This is a genomic window from Pseudomonas alkylphenolica (assembly GCF_000746525.1).
Classification (GTDB): Bacteria; Pseudomonadota; Gammaproteobacteria; order Pseudomonadales; family Pseudomonadaceae; genus Aquipseudomonas; species Aquipseudomonas alkylphenolica.
In genome coordinates this window covers 495,736-510,638 of the sequence record NZ_CP009048.1, presented here as the reverse complement: position 1 = coordinate 510,638, position 14,903 = coordinate 495,736, and the positions used below count along the sequence as shown (strand labels likewise).

The 14,903-nt window shown below is 60.6% G+C and carries 11 protein-coding genes; 6 read left to right on the top strand and 5 right to left on the bottom strand.

Annotation, left to right across the window (positions count from 1 at the left end; translation table 11 throughout):
- Positions 1–5 precede the first annotated feature (5 nt).
- Positions 6–2,396, bottom strand: coding sequence for a PAS domain-containing sensor histidine kinase (locus tag PSAKL28_RS02290; protein ID WP_038606066.1), 2,391 nt, complete (start codon positions 2,394–2,396; stop codon positions 6–8).
- 94 nt (positions 2,397–2,490) lie between these two features.
- On the opposite strand from PSAKL28_RS02290, the gene PSAKL28_RS02285 reads away from it, so the two are divergent.
- On the top strand, positions 2,491–3,495 hold the full coding sequence (locus PSAKL28_RS02285) for an alpha/beta hydrolase family protein (protein ID WP_038606063.1): 1,005 nt from the start codon (positions 2,491–2,493) through the stop codon (positions 3,493–3,495).
- On the opposite strand, the gene PSAKL28_RS02280 is transcribed toward PSAKL28_RS02285, so the two are convergent.
- From PSAKL28_RS02280 to PSAKL28_RS27565, 4 genes are read right to left on the bottom strand one after another with little or no spacing between them, the layout of a single operon-like run.
- Entirely contained in the window at positions 3,492–4,256 is a 765-nt protein-coding gene (locus PSAKL28_RS02280; RefSeq protein WP_038606061.1) for a DnaJ domain-containing protein, read from the bottom strand. The two genes, PSAKL28_RS02285 and PSAKL28_RS02280, sit on opposite strands and share 4 nt — an antisense overlap.
- Before the next feature lies 1 nt (position 4,257).
- Positions 4,258–4,929 carry an N-acetylmuramate alpha-1-phosphate uridylyltransferase MurU gene (gene murU, locus PSAKL28_RS02275; protein WP_038606058.1) on the bottom strand — a complete coding sequence of 224 codons (672 nt, stop codon included), beginning with the start codon at positions 4,927–4,929 and terminating at the stop codon, positions 4,258–4,260.
- Positions 4,926–5,951, bottom strand: coding sequence for an aminoglycoside phosphotransferase family protein (locus PSAKL28_RS02270; protein ID WP_038606056.1), 1,026 nt, complete (start codon positions 5,949–5,951; stop codon positions 4,926–4,928). Before PSAKL28_RS02270 ends, murU begins: the two co-directional genes overlap by 4 nt.
- 36 nt (positions 5,952–5,987) lie before the next feature.
- Positions 5,988–6,173 (bottom strand): hypothetical protein, encoded by a 186-nt coding sequence (locus PSAKL28_RS27565; protein WP_157686993.1) that lies wholly within the window; start codon positions 6,171–6,173, stop codon positions 5,988–5,990.
- A 902-nt stretch (positions 6,174–7,075) separates the two neighbouring features.
- Between PSAKL28_RS27565 and ltrA the strand changes: the two genes are divergently transcribed.
- The 5 genes from ltrA (at position 7,076) to rsmA (ending at position 14,825) form a co-directional block, all read left to right on the top strand.
- Positions 7,076–8,785 carry a group II intron reverse transcriptase/maturase gene (gene ltrA / locus PSAKL28_RS02265; RefSeq protein ID WP_038606054.1) on the top strand — a complete coding sequence of 570 codons (1,710 nt, stop codon included), beginning with the start codon at positions 7,076–7,078 and terminating at the stop codon, positions 8,783–8,785.
- A 143-nt stretch (positions 8,786–8,928) separates the two neighbouring features.
- Positions 8,929–11,739, top strand: coding sequence for an LPS-assembly protein LptD (locus PSAKL28_RS02260; protein ID WP_038606050.1), 2,811 nt, complete (start codon positions 8,929–8,931; stop codon positions 11,737–11,739).
- Positions 11,720–13,036, top strand: coding sequence for a peptidylprolyl isomerase SurA (gene surA / locus PSAKL28_RS02255; RefSeq protein ID WP_038606048.1), 1,317 nt, complete (start codon positions 11,720–11,722; stop codon positions 13,034–13,036). The genes PSAKL28_RS02260 and surA overlap by 20 nt, the downstream gene beginning before the upstream one ends.
- Positions 13,033–14,022 (top strand): 4-hydroxythreonine-4-phosphate dehydrogenase PdxA, encoded by a 990-nt coding sequence (pdxA, locus tag PSAKL28_RS02250; protein ID WP_038606045.1) that lies wholly within the window; start codon positions 13,033–13,035, stop codon positions 14,020–14,022. The genes surA and pdxA overlap by 4 nt, the downstream gene beginning before the upstream one ends.
- On the top strand, positions 14,019–14,825 hold the full coding sequence (gene rsmA / locus PSAKL28_RS02245) for a 16S rRNA (adenine(1518)-N(6)/adenine(1519)-N(6))-dimethyltransferase RsmA (protein ID WP_038606042.1): 807 nt from the start codon (positions 14,019–14,021) through the stop codon (positions 14,823–14,825). The genes pdxA and rsmA overlap by 4 nt, the downstream gene beginning before the upstream one ends.
- Positions 14,826–14,903 lie beyond the last annotated feature (78 nt).

Sequence of the window (14,903 nt, the reverse complement as noted above, 5' to 3'; positions counted from 1 at the left end):
CGCTCCTATTTCAGGGGAATCGCCACGCTCAGGCTAGTGCCCTCGCCCGGTTCGCTCTCCAGGGTCATTTGTCCGCCCAGCATCAGTACCCGTTCCCGCATCCCGACCAGACCGAAAGATGTCGGGCGGTTTTCATCCAGCGCAAAGCCGATACCATCGTCGATAACCGTCAAACGCAGGGTGCGACCGTCCAGGCTCAAGCTGATCTGCACAGTATGCGCCTGGGCGTGACGCATGACATTGGTCAGCGCCTCCTGCAGGATGCGGAACAGGCCAATGGCTTTGGCATCGCTCAAAGGCGGCAGGTTTTCCGGGACCTGGACCAGACAAGGAATCTGCGTGCGCGCCTCGAAACGCCGGGCCTGCCACTCGATCGCCGAGGCGATGCCGGCATCCAGAATCGGCGGTCGCAACGCGGTGGCGACATCTCGAACCAACTGGAACAGCTGGGCAATCAGGCGTTTCATGCTGCCCAGGCGCTCGTTGAGGCCGGGATCAAGGTCAGCGTAGGCCAGCTCGCACATCGACGTTTCCAGTTTGAGCACTGTCAGCATCTGCCCCAGTTCGTCATGCACTTCCCGGGCGATACGAGCTTTCTCTTCTTCACGAACGCTTTCCAGGTGCGCCGACAGATCGCGCAATTGCTCCTGGGAGCGGGCCAGCTCCAGCTCGGCCCGCTTGCTCTGGGTAATGTCCCAGACCACGCCGTCCCAGACCACGCGGCCATCGCCCAGGCTACGGGTACTGGCCTTGATATCAGCCCAGCGCTGCTCACCCTCGCGGGTCAGGATGCGCCCTTGCCAGGACCAGTCGCGGTCGGTGGCCAGGGCCAGGTCCTGGACCTTGTGGTAATCGGCCCGGTCATCCGGGTGAACCAGGTTGCGCAGGCCCATGTCCGGATGCTGCAAGGCGGCCGGGGTATAGCCGACCAGAGCCTCGCTGCCTTCACTGATGTAGGGGAATTCCAGCTCGCCTTCAGCCGGGTTGCGCTCAAGCCGGAATACCAGCCCCGGAACGTTGCCGGCAATCCCCTTGAGCCTGGCCTCGCTTTCGCGCAAGGCAGCCAGGGCCCGGCGCCGTTCGGTCACGTCAGTGAGAAACACCACCAGGTACTCGGCATCGCGAAAGCGCAAAAAGCTCAGCGACACATCCACCGGCAGCAGGCTGCCATCGGCGCGCAGGCACTGGGTTTCGAAATGCAGGGCAACATCGTTGCTGGCGCGCGCGCCTTTCCACAGTTCAAGCCAGCGGTCCATATGCAGGCCGGGCTCGAAGTCGATCAGTGGCCGGTCGACCACCGCACCCTCGGCATAGCCGAGCATGTTTTCGGCGGCGCGGTTGGCATAACGCACATGGCTATCCCAGTTGACCCAGAGAATGCCCACCGTACTCTGGTCGATGGAGAACTGACTCAAGCGCAAGGCCTCTTCCCGAGCCTGACGCTGGCTGATGGTCTCCCGCGCAGCCAGCAGGTGGTGCTCCAGCTGACGCAACTGACGCCGCTGCCACACCACGATGGCAATGCAGCTGAACAACAGCGCGGCAAGCAGTAGTCCCAGGTTCTGCCAGAAACCCGGCGATTCGCTCAAGCGCGGGTACTTGGGTTCCAGCCAGCGCTGGTGCAACTGTTCCAGGTCCTTGGCCGGGATCGCCTGCAGACCGCGCTCAAGAATCTCTGCCAACTGCGGCCAGTCACGTCGCGAGGCAACGCGCAACAATTGCGGCAAGCCGATATCGCCGACCACCGCCAGGTCGCTGAACTCGCTTTCGCGCGACAGCCGGCTCAACTGCGCTTCATCCACCACGGCGTAGCGGGCTTGTTCGCTGAGTACCAGCTGCAGCGCCTGACGCTCCTCGGGAACGCCCTGCAAATTGAGGTTCGAGTAGGTGGCGCGCAGGTAGTCGGCCACCGCGCTGGGCATGCGCACCGCGACCCGTTCATTGTCGCCGAGTTTTTCAAGATCCACTGCCACCGCTCCACTGCGCGGCCCAACGATCAACTGCGGCACACGCATGTACGGATCGCTGAACAGCCACAAGCGCAGACCGGCCGGTGTCTGGGTCAGGCCAGGCGCCAGATCGACCTCACCAGCCACCAGCGCCCGCTCCAGCGCGGCCTGATCCGGGAAGTTTCGCCAGGTCAGATCCAGCCCCAGCGAACGACCCAACCAGTTCATCAGTTCGACATTGACCCCATACAGCTGTTGCAGGCGACGGTCGAACTGGGCAAACGGCGCCTGCAACACCAGCCCGACCCGCAGGCTGCGGTGCTGCTCGAGCCATTGCTGTTGCGCAGGGTCGAGAGCCACAGCAGCCGACGTGCTTGCAGGGGTCGCCCAAGCGATCAAGGACCAGCACAAACAGCCGATAACCAACAGGCAGCGCAGTGACTTCATCTAAACGCTCATCAAAGAATGGATGGCCGCCGAGCATGGCCGTCCCGGACAAATACTATTAGGCTGCCGGTATTATTCTGGCCTGGACCACTCCATGTTCGCACTTTTTCGCACGACGCTTCCGGCGTTTTGCCTTGTATTGATACTACCTTGTAGCGCACAAGCGGCTGCAGATGAAACACCGCAAGCTGCTGAGAACACTCCACCGGCAAGCGTCCAGCGCCAACCGCTGGCTGAACGCAGCCAGGAAGATGCCCAGGCGCTGGAGCGGCAGGTCCCCCAGGCCGAGCAACAAATGCTGCAAGCCGGCAGCGACAATTTCCTCGCGCTGTGGAAACCGGCCAACACCAGCGAACCCGAGGGCGCACTGATCATCCTCGCCGGCGCTGGCGAAACCGCCGACTGGCCTAAGACCGTCGGCCCGTTGCGCCGCAAGTTTCCGGACGCCGGCTGGCATAGTTTGAGTCTGAGCCTGCCGGACCTGCTGGCCGACAGCCCGCAAGCACGTGTCGAAACTGCACCGGCTCCAAGCCAGGCGGTGGCCCAAGGTCAGAGCGCACCGGCCAAGGACACGCCTGACGACGCCAATGCCAGCGTCGAAAAAGCTACGACCGCCGAGAGTGAGGCCAGCGAAAGTGCAGCCCAACCCGAGGCCCCAGGCATCAATGACAAAGCCGATGCCGAGCGCATCTTTGCCCGTCTCGATGCCGCCGTGGCTTACGCCCAGCAGCACAACGCACGGAGCATCGTCCTGCTGGGCAATGGCAGTGGCGCCTACTGGGCTGCCCGCTATCTCAGTGAGCGGCAACCGGCACAGGTGCAGAAACTGGTAATGGTCACAGCGCAGACGCCCGCTCAAGCCGAACAAAGCCTGGACGCCCTGGCGCCTTCGCTGAAAGTCCCCACCGCGGACTTCTTCTACACCAACCAGCCCCAGGCGCGACGCGCGGCCGAGCAGCGTCTGCAGGCCAGCAAACGGCTCAAGGACCAGAATTATCGTCAGGTAGGATTGACCGCCATGCCCGGCAACAGCGCGGCAGAACAGGAACAACTGTTCCGCCGCGTGCGTGGCTGGCTCAGCCCGGAAATGGCCGACTAGAAACCGCGGCGCTGGCGGATGATCGCGTAGGCCTGGTGCAGTTCACGGGTACGCTCGGTGGCTTCACGTACCTGCGATGGGCTGGCGCCACTGCCGACCAGCTTGTCCGGGTGGTGGCGGCTGACCAGCCGCCGATATGCCTGTTTGATCTGGCCCGGCTCAGCGTGCGCCTCGACGCCGAGCATGCGCAAAGCGTCCTGATAACCAAGATTGGCGCTGGATAAGCCCGCCCGCTGGGGCTCATATTCCAGCGCCAGTGCCTGGACCTTGGGCGCCGACCACCCCAGCTGCTGCCCCCAGTCGAGCAACAGCTCGCGTTCGCGTCGACCTGCCCGGCCATCGGCCCAGGCCATGCGCAAGCAAGCGCGCAACATGCCTTCGGCGGCATGGGGTTGCTGCCGCAAACGACGCAGGTAGACACCCAAGCGGTCCTTGCCACTCTTGCCACGGTTGAACGCGGCAATCGCCCGGCGACGCGCAGTCTCGCTCATCTCCAGGCGCTGCATTTCCTGACGCGCCTGCTGAATATGCCCGTCGACCACCCGCCCGTCACTTTTGGCCAGACGCCCAAGCAGCACGAACAGCACCTCATCGTCACGCAAGACCGGACGCCCACCCAGGCGCTCACGGACATGCGCCCAACTGTGCAACTGCAAGCGGCGGTCCATCGCCTGACCCAGCAACGCCCCCAGCAATGCCCCTGGAATGCTGGCAATGGCGAAGCCGGCCCCGGCACCAATCACTGTGCTCGGCCACAACATGTCAACGGCGTCCTTTGATCAGTTGTTCGACTTCCGCCAGACGCTCCTGCGTACCGACATCCACCCAGTGACCACTGAAATGTTCGCCACTGACCTGACCTGCTGCCATGGCCTGACGCAACAGCGGTGCCAGCTTGAAGGCACCGGCCGTACAGCCTTCGAACAAGGCCGGATCGATGACAGCGATGCCACTGTAGGTCAGGGTGTCTGCCCCGCCCTGACCGTCACTGACCAAACCCTGCTGCAGGCAGAAATCGCCCTTGCCGTGATGGCCCGGGTTATCGACCAGCACCAGATGGGCAAGGCCTGCAGGCTTTTGCGGCAAACGGCTGAACTCGTAATCGGTCCAGACATCACCATTGACCAGCACAAAGGGCTCATTACCGAGCAAGGGCAGAGCCTTGAAGATCCCGCCCCCGGTCTCCAGCGGCTCGCCCTCCGGCGAGTAGCTGATGTTCAGGCCCCAACCGGCACCGTTACCCAGGTGAGCTTCGATCTGTGCGCCGAGCCAGGCGTGGTTGATCACCACCTCTTTGAAACCTGCTGCCACCAGGGCGCGCAGGTGGTACTCGATCAGCGGCACGCCCGCCACCGGCAGCAGGGGCTTGGGCGTGTGCAGGGTCAGCGGACGCATCCGCTCGCCCTTGCCCGCCGCGAGAATCATTGCCTTCATGGACGCGCTCCAGCCTCAGCCTGCAGACTCTCGATCAACTCATCCAGCTCGGCCAGTTCAGGACGGCGGGCAATCACTTCATCTATGTAGGCAAAGAAGCGTGGTACGTCGGTCAGGTAGCGTGGCTTGCCATCACGGTGGCAGATCCGCGCGAAAATACCGATGACCTTGAGGTGCCGCTGCACGCCCATCAGGTCGCTGGCGCGGTAGAAGTCCTGGAAGTCGGCCTGCACTGGAATGCCCTTGGCCTGCGCCCGGTCCCAGTAGCCCTTCAACCAGCCTTCAACCCGCGCTTGCGGCCAGCTCAGGAACGCATCTTTGAACAGGCAGGTGACGTCATAGGTGACCGGCCCGTAAACGGCATCCTGGAAATCCAGTACGCCAGGGTTCGAAACGCTCTGCATCAGGTTGCGTGGCATATAGTCGCGGTGCACCAGCACCTTGGGCTGGGCCAGGGCGTTATCGATCAGCAGCGTGCTGATGCGTTGCCAGGCGGCCAGTTGCCGGTCAGTGAAGCCCAGACCCAGTTCGCGCCCCACGTACCACTCGGGAAACAGCTCCAGCTCGCGGCGCAACAGGGCCACGTCGTAGCTCGGCAACGGCGCGTCCATCGGCAATTGCTGGAACGCCAGCAGCGCATCGATAGCGTCATTGAACAAGCCATCGGCATTGTCGGCATTGATCACATCGAGATAGGTCTGGGTACCCAGATCGCTGAGCAGCAGGAACCCGCGCTCCAGATCCTGCGCATGAATTACCGGGACATTGACCTTGGCAGAGGCCAGCAAGTGCGCGATATCAACAAAAGGACGGCAGTTTTCCTGCGGCGGCGGTGCGTCCATGACAATAAAACTGTGGCCTTCGGCCTGCCAGCGGAAGTAGCGGCGAAAGCTCGCATCGCTGCTCGCAGCGGTCAGGCTGGCCGCTGGAACCGCACCCCAGCCCTGTTTATCGAACAGATCGGTCAGTTGTGCATCGAGCCAGACAGTGAGGTGTTGCAGGCGTACATCGTGATCAGGCATTACAAGGGTCTCCGACGGCCCTAGCCGTCAAGCGGGTCATGCTTTATTATCCAGCATCTTGTGCGACACGCGTAGCGTGTCTCCTCCACCAAGCTGTATGGTCAGCTTGATGGGATTTCCGGGAGGAAATCGAATACTTGGGTATCCATCCCCAAGAAACAAAACCGCCCAGAAGTTCATTGCCTTCAAGAACTTACCGCTGCGGCGGATGGCAAAACCCAAGGTCGTTCAGCTCTCGGTAGCACGACCGCAAAACCAGCAGCATCCGGTTTTGGAGAGCCCTCTACATACCAACCCAAGCGGGGGATTCGACCCCCGCAGGGGTCTCCTCCTGCTCATTTTGAATCAGGAGGCATCTACTTTCCGACCAACGGCTATCTTGCTGTCTTGGTTCGGTCTTCCAGGAGACATGAGCGAAAGCTCTGTCTGTCATTGTCCAACTGCCGCCTCTATGGAGCAGTAGCGGACTCGTTGTGCGACCAACGGTAGCCTACGACGGCATGCATCACTGGCAACGGTGGTGTGTGAAGCCCGTCAGACAACGTAGCCCCCATATGGGTGCATCTCTTCCGCGAGGAGGAATGCAGAGACTCGGAGCAGTACCGGGTTGAGGCGCTAGGCTGGCTGGTACGGCCAACACAAGTGAATCGCTGATAAACACCGTAAGGATAACCATGCCAAAACTGCTGTTAGGCATGAACCAAAATGGTACGAGGTTGGATATCCCTGTGGGATGTGGGGGTACGTCGCCATCATAACCTCCGGTGAAAAGGCGGGGCCTAACCCAGTCGTGTGACAGACAGGGAACGTGGTAAGCCCGTATAACTGCCCTTAGGGCAGGTGGACCGTAAGGAACACTGTTAGTTATGCGGGTATGGGATCGCAGAAAAAGCGAATGCCAGACCGTAATAGTCTGGATAGAGGTTGAAACATCACCTCACGGGAAACCGGGCAGACTTCTGCGTGGTCTTTCGTCGCAATTACACTGACAGGAAGCTGTCTCATTAACCCTTGGGTCCATGACCCTTGCTTTTCCGCCCTGGCGGGGTGCACTCGACCCCACCAGGGGTAGTAGTACGTGCACTCCTCTCCATGGGTGGATTCAACAATGAGAGGAAAGCAGCATGATAGCGCTCAAGCATCAATGCTCGGAGTCTGCGCTTTCCAGCGAGCCGCAACAGTGGCACGACGTCGATTGGCGTCGAGTTCAGCGGAACGTTCGGGAAATGCAGCTGCGAATTGCGAAGGCTTGTCGGGAAAGCAAATGGCGCAAGGTTAAGTCCCTGCAACGGATGCTTACCCGCTCAAAGTCGGCCAGATACTTGGCTGTACGGAGAGTCACGGAAAATCAGGGAAGCCGCACGGCGGGAGTCGATAGGCAACTCTGGGATACACCCAACGCAAAATGGAATGCGGTTGATCAATTGAAGACGCGGGGATACAAGGCTCGGCCATTACGGCGTGTCTACATCCCGAAATCGGATGGACGGGAACGCCCTTTGGGCATACCGACCATGACGGATAGGGCCATGCAAGCGCTGTATATGCTGGCCCTATCTCCCATCGCCGAAACCCGAGGAGATCCGAACAGCTACGGCTTCAGGATCGAACGCTGTACGGCGGATGCGATGGCGCAGTTGTTCTTGTGCCTATCCAAGCGGGCCTCGGCTTGCTGGGTATTGGACGCGGACATCGAGGGATTCTTCGACAACATCAACCACGAATGGCTATTAAGGAACGCCCCCACGGATACACGGATGCTTCGGCAGTGGTTAAAGGCTGGAGTCATTCACAAGGGGCAGTTACACGCAACGGACGCAGGCACGCCGCAGGGGGGAATTATCTCCCCGACGCTGGCAAATCTGGCACTGGATGGTCTGGAAACACTCCTCAAGGAACACTTGGGGATGTCAAGGGCGAAGAAGCTGAAGGTGAACGTGGTGCGATACGCCGACGACTTCGTAATCACCGGCACCTCCCCGGAGGTGCTGGAAAACGAAGTAAAACCTTGGGTAGAGCAGTTCCTCGCAACGCGCGGACTGCGGCTTTCACTCAAAAAGACGCGGATCGTTCACATCGACGGAGGCTTCGACTTTCTTGGATGGAATTTCCGGAAATACGATGGAACGTTACTGATCAAGCCGAGCAAGAAGAACGTCAAGGCGTTCTACAGCAAGATCAGAGAGGCGATCGACTCTCACAAGACGGCCAAGCAGGAGGATCTGATCCGAATGCTCAACCTAAAACTGAGAGGCTGGGCGCTGTACCACCAACCAGTAGTCGCGAAGCAGGCGTATAGCCGAATGGATTACAGGGTGTTTATCAAACTCTGGCGTTGGGCGAAAAGGCGACACCCAAACAAGACCCTCGATTGGGTAAGGAAGAAATATTTCCGATCCCTAGGCGATAGGAACTGGGTGTTCGCCACCACGGTGACTGATGAAGCTGGAACAAAACGGGAGGTCGAGCTGTACACGCTTGCGAGTACACCGATCGAGCGACATAAGAAGGTGAGTGGGGATTACAATCCCTACGATCCGGCCATGGAAGCTATAGGCGAGAAACTGAGGACCGACCGGATGCTGAAACAGCTGAAATACCGGAAACAAATCGGCACTCTATTCGCCAGCCAAAGCGGTCTATGTCAGCTATGTGGGCAACCGATCACTAGGGAAACAGGGTGGCACGACCACCACATCAATCACCGCTCTTTGGGCGGTGGCGATGAACTAGGCAATCGGGTACTCTTGCACCCCAACTGTCACAACCAGCTCCACACGCGTGGTCTGCACGTGAGCAAACCGGCTCCCTCTGGGAGCTTCGTAAAGGCTTGAGCCGTATGCGCTGAAAGGCGCACGTACGGTTCTTAGGGGGGAACTGGCCAGTAATGGTCAGTTCCCACCCGACTTTCAGACCATCGAGAGGCGTGCGGCCCCACACGCGGGCAGATGGCACGCAGGAAGCCCGGACTAATAAGATGGCATTGAAATCCCCCGCGTTTCGTAAAAAATTCCCGTTGCTGGTCACCGGCGGTCTGCTGGCGCTGCAACCTCTGGCCACCTCGTATGTGGTCGCCGCAGAGCAATTCGACTGCCAAGTGTCCGCTGCCGGAGGCTGGGACTGCAAGCCCAAAGCCAATGCTGCCGCGCTGCCGCCTCGTCCGGTGCATCCGGGTGCAGCTGCCAGCTCGACGGGTGAAGCCACCGCTGAGACCGGCGAAGCCGTCGAAGAGGCCGGCAAGGGCCCGATGCTCGTTACCGAGAGCAAAGGCCGTGTGCTGAAATCCCGCAGCGCCGACTACAGCCACCTGGACTGGGTTCCGCGTGATCAGCTGACCCCTGCCCAGCTCGCCGAAACCGGGCCGTACTGTGCCGGCGCCTATATCGAGCCGACCCGTCCGGGCATGGATGACACCACGCCAAAGGATGAAGCCCCGACCTTCATCGGCGCCAAGGTGTCCCGCTACCAGCAAGAGCAGCAGATCGCCACCCTCGCCGGTGATGTGGTCATGCGCCAGGGCAGCATGCAGGTTGAAGCCGACGAGGCCAACCTGTACCAGGCCGAGAATCGTGGCGAACTCGCCGGCAACGTGAAGATCCGTGACAACGGTTCGCTGGTGGTCGGCGACCATGCCGACATTCAGCTCGACACCGGTGAAGCCAAGGTCGACAACGCCGAATACGTGATGCACAAGTCGCGCATCCGCGGTAGCGCGCTGTACGCCAAGCGCGCCGAGAACGCCATCATCCGCCTCAAGGATGGTACCTACACCACCTGTGAGCCGAACAGCAACGCCTGGCAGCTCAAGGGCAACAACATCACCCTGAACCCGGCCACCGGTTTCGGTACCGCGACCAACGTCACCCTGCGGGTCAAGGATATTCCGGTGTTCTACACGCCGTATATCTACTTCCCGATCGACGACCGCCGCCAATCCGGCTTCCTGCCGCCATCGTTCAGTACCAGCAGTGACACCGGCTTCATGCTGGTCACGCCGTACTACTTCAACCTGGCGCCAAACTACGACGCCACCTTGTATCCACGCTACATGGCCGATCGCGGCCTGTTGATGGAAGGCGAGTTCCGCTACCTGACCAAGTCCAGCGAAGGTCAGTTTGGTGGTGCTTTCCTGAATGACGAGAATGACGATCGCAAGCTGCAGACGGACTACGAAGAAAAACGCTGGATGGTCAACTGGCAACACAAGGGCGGTCTTGACGAGCGCCTGCTGACTGAAGTCGACTACACCGACATCAGCGATCCGTTCTACTTCCAGGATCTGGAATCGGATCAGATTGGCGTCGAAAGCACTGACTTCCTCAATCAGCAAGGTGCGTTGAGCTGGCGTGGCGACAGCTACACTGCGCGCTTGAACGTACAGTCCTTTGAGCTGGCGACCATTTCGCAGATCACCCCTTATGACAAGCTGCCGCAAATCACCATCAACGGCATGCTGCCTTATCATCCGGGTGGCTTTGACTTCAGTTATGAGACTGAAGCAGTTCGATTCGATCGTGATCTGAAAAGCGGAACCGTATTCGACGAAGACGGCAACATTGATAGAAGCGTGCGCCAGGATGGTGGTCGTATCGACCAGAACGTTACTGGCCTCGCACGTGCAAACGGCACCCGTCTGCATGCAGCGCCAAAAATCAGCCTGCCTCTGACAGCGACCTACGGCTACCTGACGCCATCGCTGAAGTACGCGTCTACGCATTATGATCTTGATCTGGACAGCCTGGGCAAACAGCAGTCTGCTGGCCAGTCGGCAGACTTTGGCAAGTTCGGCAGTACGCAAAATCGTAACGTACCAATCTTCAGCGTCGACAGCGGCTTGTACTTTGACCGCAATACCCAGTGGTTCGGCAAAAACTACCGTCAGACCCTGGAACCGCGTCTGTACTACCTTTACGTCCCGAATGAAGACCAGCGTGACATTCCGGTCTTCGACACCAGCGAAACGACGTTCAACTACGCCTCGCTGTTCCGCGACAACCGTTTCTCCGGCAACGACCGTATCGGCGACGAAAACAAGCTGTCTCTGGGTGTAACCAACCGCTGGATCGAAGACAACGGCTTCGAACGTCAACGCTTGAGCGTCGGCCAAGCGCTGTACTTCAAAGACCGCAAGGTTCAATTGCCTGGCGTCTCGTTTGAAGACCGCAAAGATGCACAGTCGGATGTTTCTCCCTATGCGCTGGAATACCAATACCGCTACAACCGCGACTGGCGCTTCAACTCCGACTTCAACTGGGACCCGGACAGCCGCAGCACCCGCTCGGGCAGCGCGATGTTCCACTACCAGCCTGAAGACGACGTCAACAAGGTCGTCAACCTCGGCTACCGTTACCGTAACGACATGGTCATTTACAACAGCTCAACTGGCCAATGGCAAGTCGGGGGTGGTGACTACGGCAAGCCAGGCGACGCGAACTACATCAAGGACTACTACAAGATCCAGCAACATGACTTCTCGGTCATGTGGCCGATCGTTCCGCAGTGGACCGCGATCGCCCGCTGGCAGCACGACTACAACCGCAACCGTACCCTGGAAGCATTCGGTGGTTTCGAGTACGACAACTGCTGCTGGAAGCTGCGTCTGATCAACCGTTACTGGATTGACTACGACGATTTCAGCCAGGCAACTCCGCAAAACGAAAAAGGTGACCACGGCGTCTTCCTGCAGGTTGTGCTGAAAGGCCTCGGCGGCGTAGTGGGCAATAAGGTCGAGTCTTTCCTCGACAAAGGCATTCAAGGTTATCGTGAACGTGAAGACCAAGCTTACTGATTGTCTGCGCCCGCTGCTGCTGGGCGCTGTATTGCTGAGCAGCACGGCGCATGCCGCCGTGCAAACCCTGGACAGCGTTGTGGCCATCGTCGACAACGACGTGGTGATGAAGAGCCAACTGGACAGCCGCGTGCGTGAAGTCCAGCAGACCATCGCCAAGCGTGGTGGCTCCGTGCCACCTGCTAGCGTGCTCGATCAACAGGTGCTTGAACGCCTGATCGTCGAAAACCTGCAACTGCAGATCGGCGACCGCTCCGGCATCCGCATCACCGACGAAGAGCTGAACCAGGCCATCGGCACCATCGCCCAGCGCAATGGCATGAACCTGGAGCAGTTCCGCGCGGCCCTGGCCCGCGACGGTCTGTCCTATGACGATGCTCGCGAGCAGGTACGTCGCGAGATGATCATCAGCCGCGTGCGTCAGCGTCGTGTCGCCGAGCGCATTCAGGTGTCGGAGCAGGAAGTGAAGAACTTCCTCGCCTCGGACATGGGCAAGATGCAGCTGTCGGAAGAGTTCCGCCTGGCCAACATCCTGATCCCTACCCCGGAACGCGCTGATTCGACCGCCATCCAGGCCGCAGCCAAGCAAGCAGAACAGGTTTACCTGCAGCTCAAGCAGGGTGCCGACTTCGCTCAACTGGCGATCGCCCGTTCGGCAAGCGAAAGCGCGCTGGAAGGCGGTGAGATGGGCTGGCGTAAAGCGGCTCAGCTGCCACCACCTTTCGACCGTATGCTCAGCGCCATGTCGGTGGGCGATGTCACCGAGCCTGTCCGTACACCAGGCGGCTTCATCATCCTCAAGCTGCAGGAAAAGCGTGGCGGCCAGACCATGGTGCGTGACGAAGTGCACGTTCGCCATATCCTGATCAAGCCTAGCGAGATCCGCAGCGAAGCGGCTACCAAAGCACTGGCAGAGAAACTCTACGAGCGCATCCAGAACGGTGAAGATTTCGCCCAACTGGCGAAGAGCTACTCCGAAGACCCGGGTTCGGCTCTCAACGGTGGCGACCTGAACTGGATCGACCCGAATGCCCTGGTGCCCGAGTTCCGTGAAGAAATGGCCACTGCCCAGCAGGGTCAGGTCACCAAGCCGTTCAAAACCCAGTACGGCTGGCACGTCCTTGAAGTCATCGGCCGTCGCGCCACTGACAGCACCGAGCAAGCCCGTGAGCAACAAGCGATGAACGTACTGCGTAACCGCAAGTACGACGAAGAGCTGCAAACCTGGCTGCGTCAGATCCGGGACGAAGCCTACGTTGAAATCAAGCTTCCTGGCGCCGATCAGGCCTCCCAGTGAAACTTCAGCGCTTCGCCCTCACACCCGGTGAGCCGGCCGGTATAGGTCCCGACCTGTGCCTGCTGCTCGCCGCGCAAGCCCAGCCTCACCCCCTGATTGCCATCACCAGCCGTGACCTGCTCGCCGAGCGGGCCACGCAGCTGGGTGTGGCTGTCAATCTGCTCCCGGTCAGCCTCGACACCCTTCCTGACCAGCCTGCTCCAGCCGGTAGCCTGTATGTCTGGGACACGCCGCTGCAGAACCCGGTGGTGGCTGGCCAGCTGGACAAGGCCAATGCCGCTTTCGTTCTGGAAACCCTGACCCGCGCAGGCCAAGGCTGCCTGGACGGGCATTTTGCCGGGATGATCACCGCGCCTGTGCACAAGGGTGTGATCAACGAGAGCGGTATCGCCTTTTCCGGCCACACCGAATTTCTCGCCGATCTCACCGGCACCGCGCAAGTGGTGATGATGTTGGCCACTCGCGGCTTGCGCGTAGCCCTGGTGACCACTCACCTGCCCCTGCGCGATGTAGCCGACGCCATCACCCCGGAACGCCTGGAACGCGTCACGCGGATCCTGCACGCCGACCTGCAACAGAAGTTCGGCATTGCCAATCCGCGCATCCTGGTCTGCGGCCTGAACCCGCACGCCGGTGAAGGTGGCCACCTTGGCCATGAAGAAATCGACACCATCGAACCCACATTGGCGCGCCTGCGCAGCGAAGGCATGGACCTGCGCGGCCCGTTGCCTGCCGATACCCTGTTTACCCCCAAATATCTGGAGCACTGCGACGCAGTGCTGGCGATGTACCACGACCAGGGCTTGCCCGTACTCAAGTACAAGGGCTTTGGCGCCGCCGTCAACGTGACTCTGGGCCTGCCGATCATCCGCACGTCGGTCGATCACGGCACCGCCCTGGATCTGGCCGGCAGCGGCAAGATTGACACCGGCAGCCTGCAAGTCGCCCTGGAAACCGCCTACCAGATGGCCGAGACCCGACTATGAGTGAGCAATACCAACACCGGGCGCGCAAGCGCTTCGGCCAGAACTTCCTGCACGATGCCGGGGTCATTGACCGCATCCTGCGCTCGATCCACGCCAAGGCGGGCGATCGCATGCTGGAAATCGGCCCGGGCCAGGGCGCCCTGACCGAAGGCCTGCTGGGCAGCGGCGCACAGCTTGACGTGGTCGAGCTGGACAAGGACCTGGTGCCGATCCTCAACCAGCAATTCGCTGGCCGCGACAACTTCCGCCTGCACCAGGGCGACGCCCTGAAGTTCGACTTCACCAGCCTGGGCGCCGCGCCAAACAGCCTGCGCGTGGTCGGCAACCTGCCGTACAACATCTCCACGCCACTGATCTTCCACCTGCTGGCCAATGCCGAGCTGATCCGCGACATGCACTTCATGCTGCAGAAGGAAGTGGTCGAGCGCCTGGCTGCAGGTCCCGGGGGTGGCGACTGGGGCCGCCTGTCGATCATGGTTCAGTACCACTGCCGGGTCGAGCATCTGTTCAACGTCGGCCCCGGTGCGTTCAATCCGCCACCGAAGGTCGACTCGGCCATCGTACGCCTGGTTCCCCACGAAACCCTGCCGTTCCCGGCCAAGGATCACCGCCTGCTTGAGCGCATCGTCCGCGAAGCCTTCAACCAACGCCGCAAGACCCTGCGCAATTCCCTCAAGGCCCTGCTCAGCAGCGAAGCCATCGAAGCCGCTGGCGTCGACGGCAGCCTGCGCCCGGAGCAGTTGGACCTGGCCGCCTTCGTCCGCCTGGCTGACAAGCTGGCCGAGCAACAAGGCAGCCACTAAGCTGCTGCAACGGCCAGTCATGCCCGCATGACTGGCCGGCAACCCCGCCAATAGCCTAGACTGGACGCAATTGCCGTA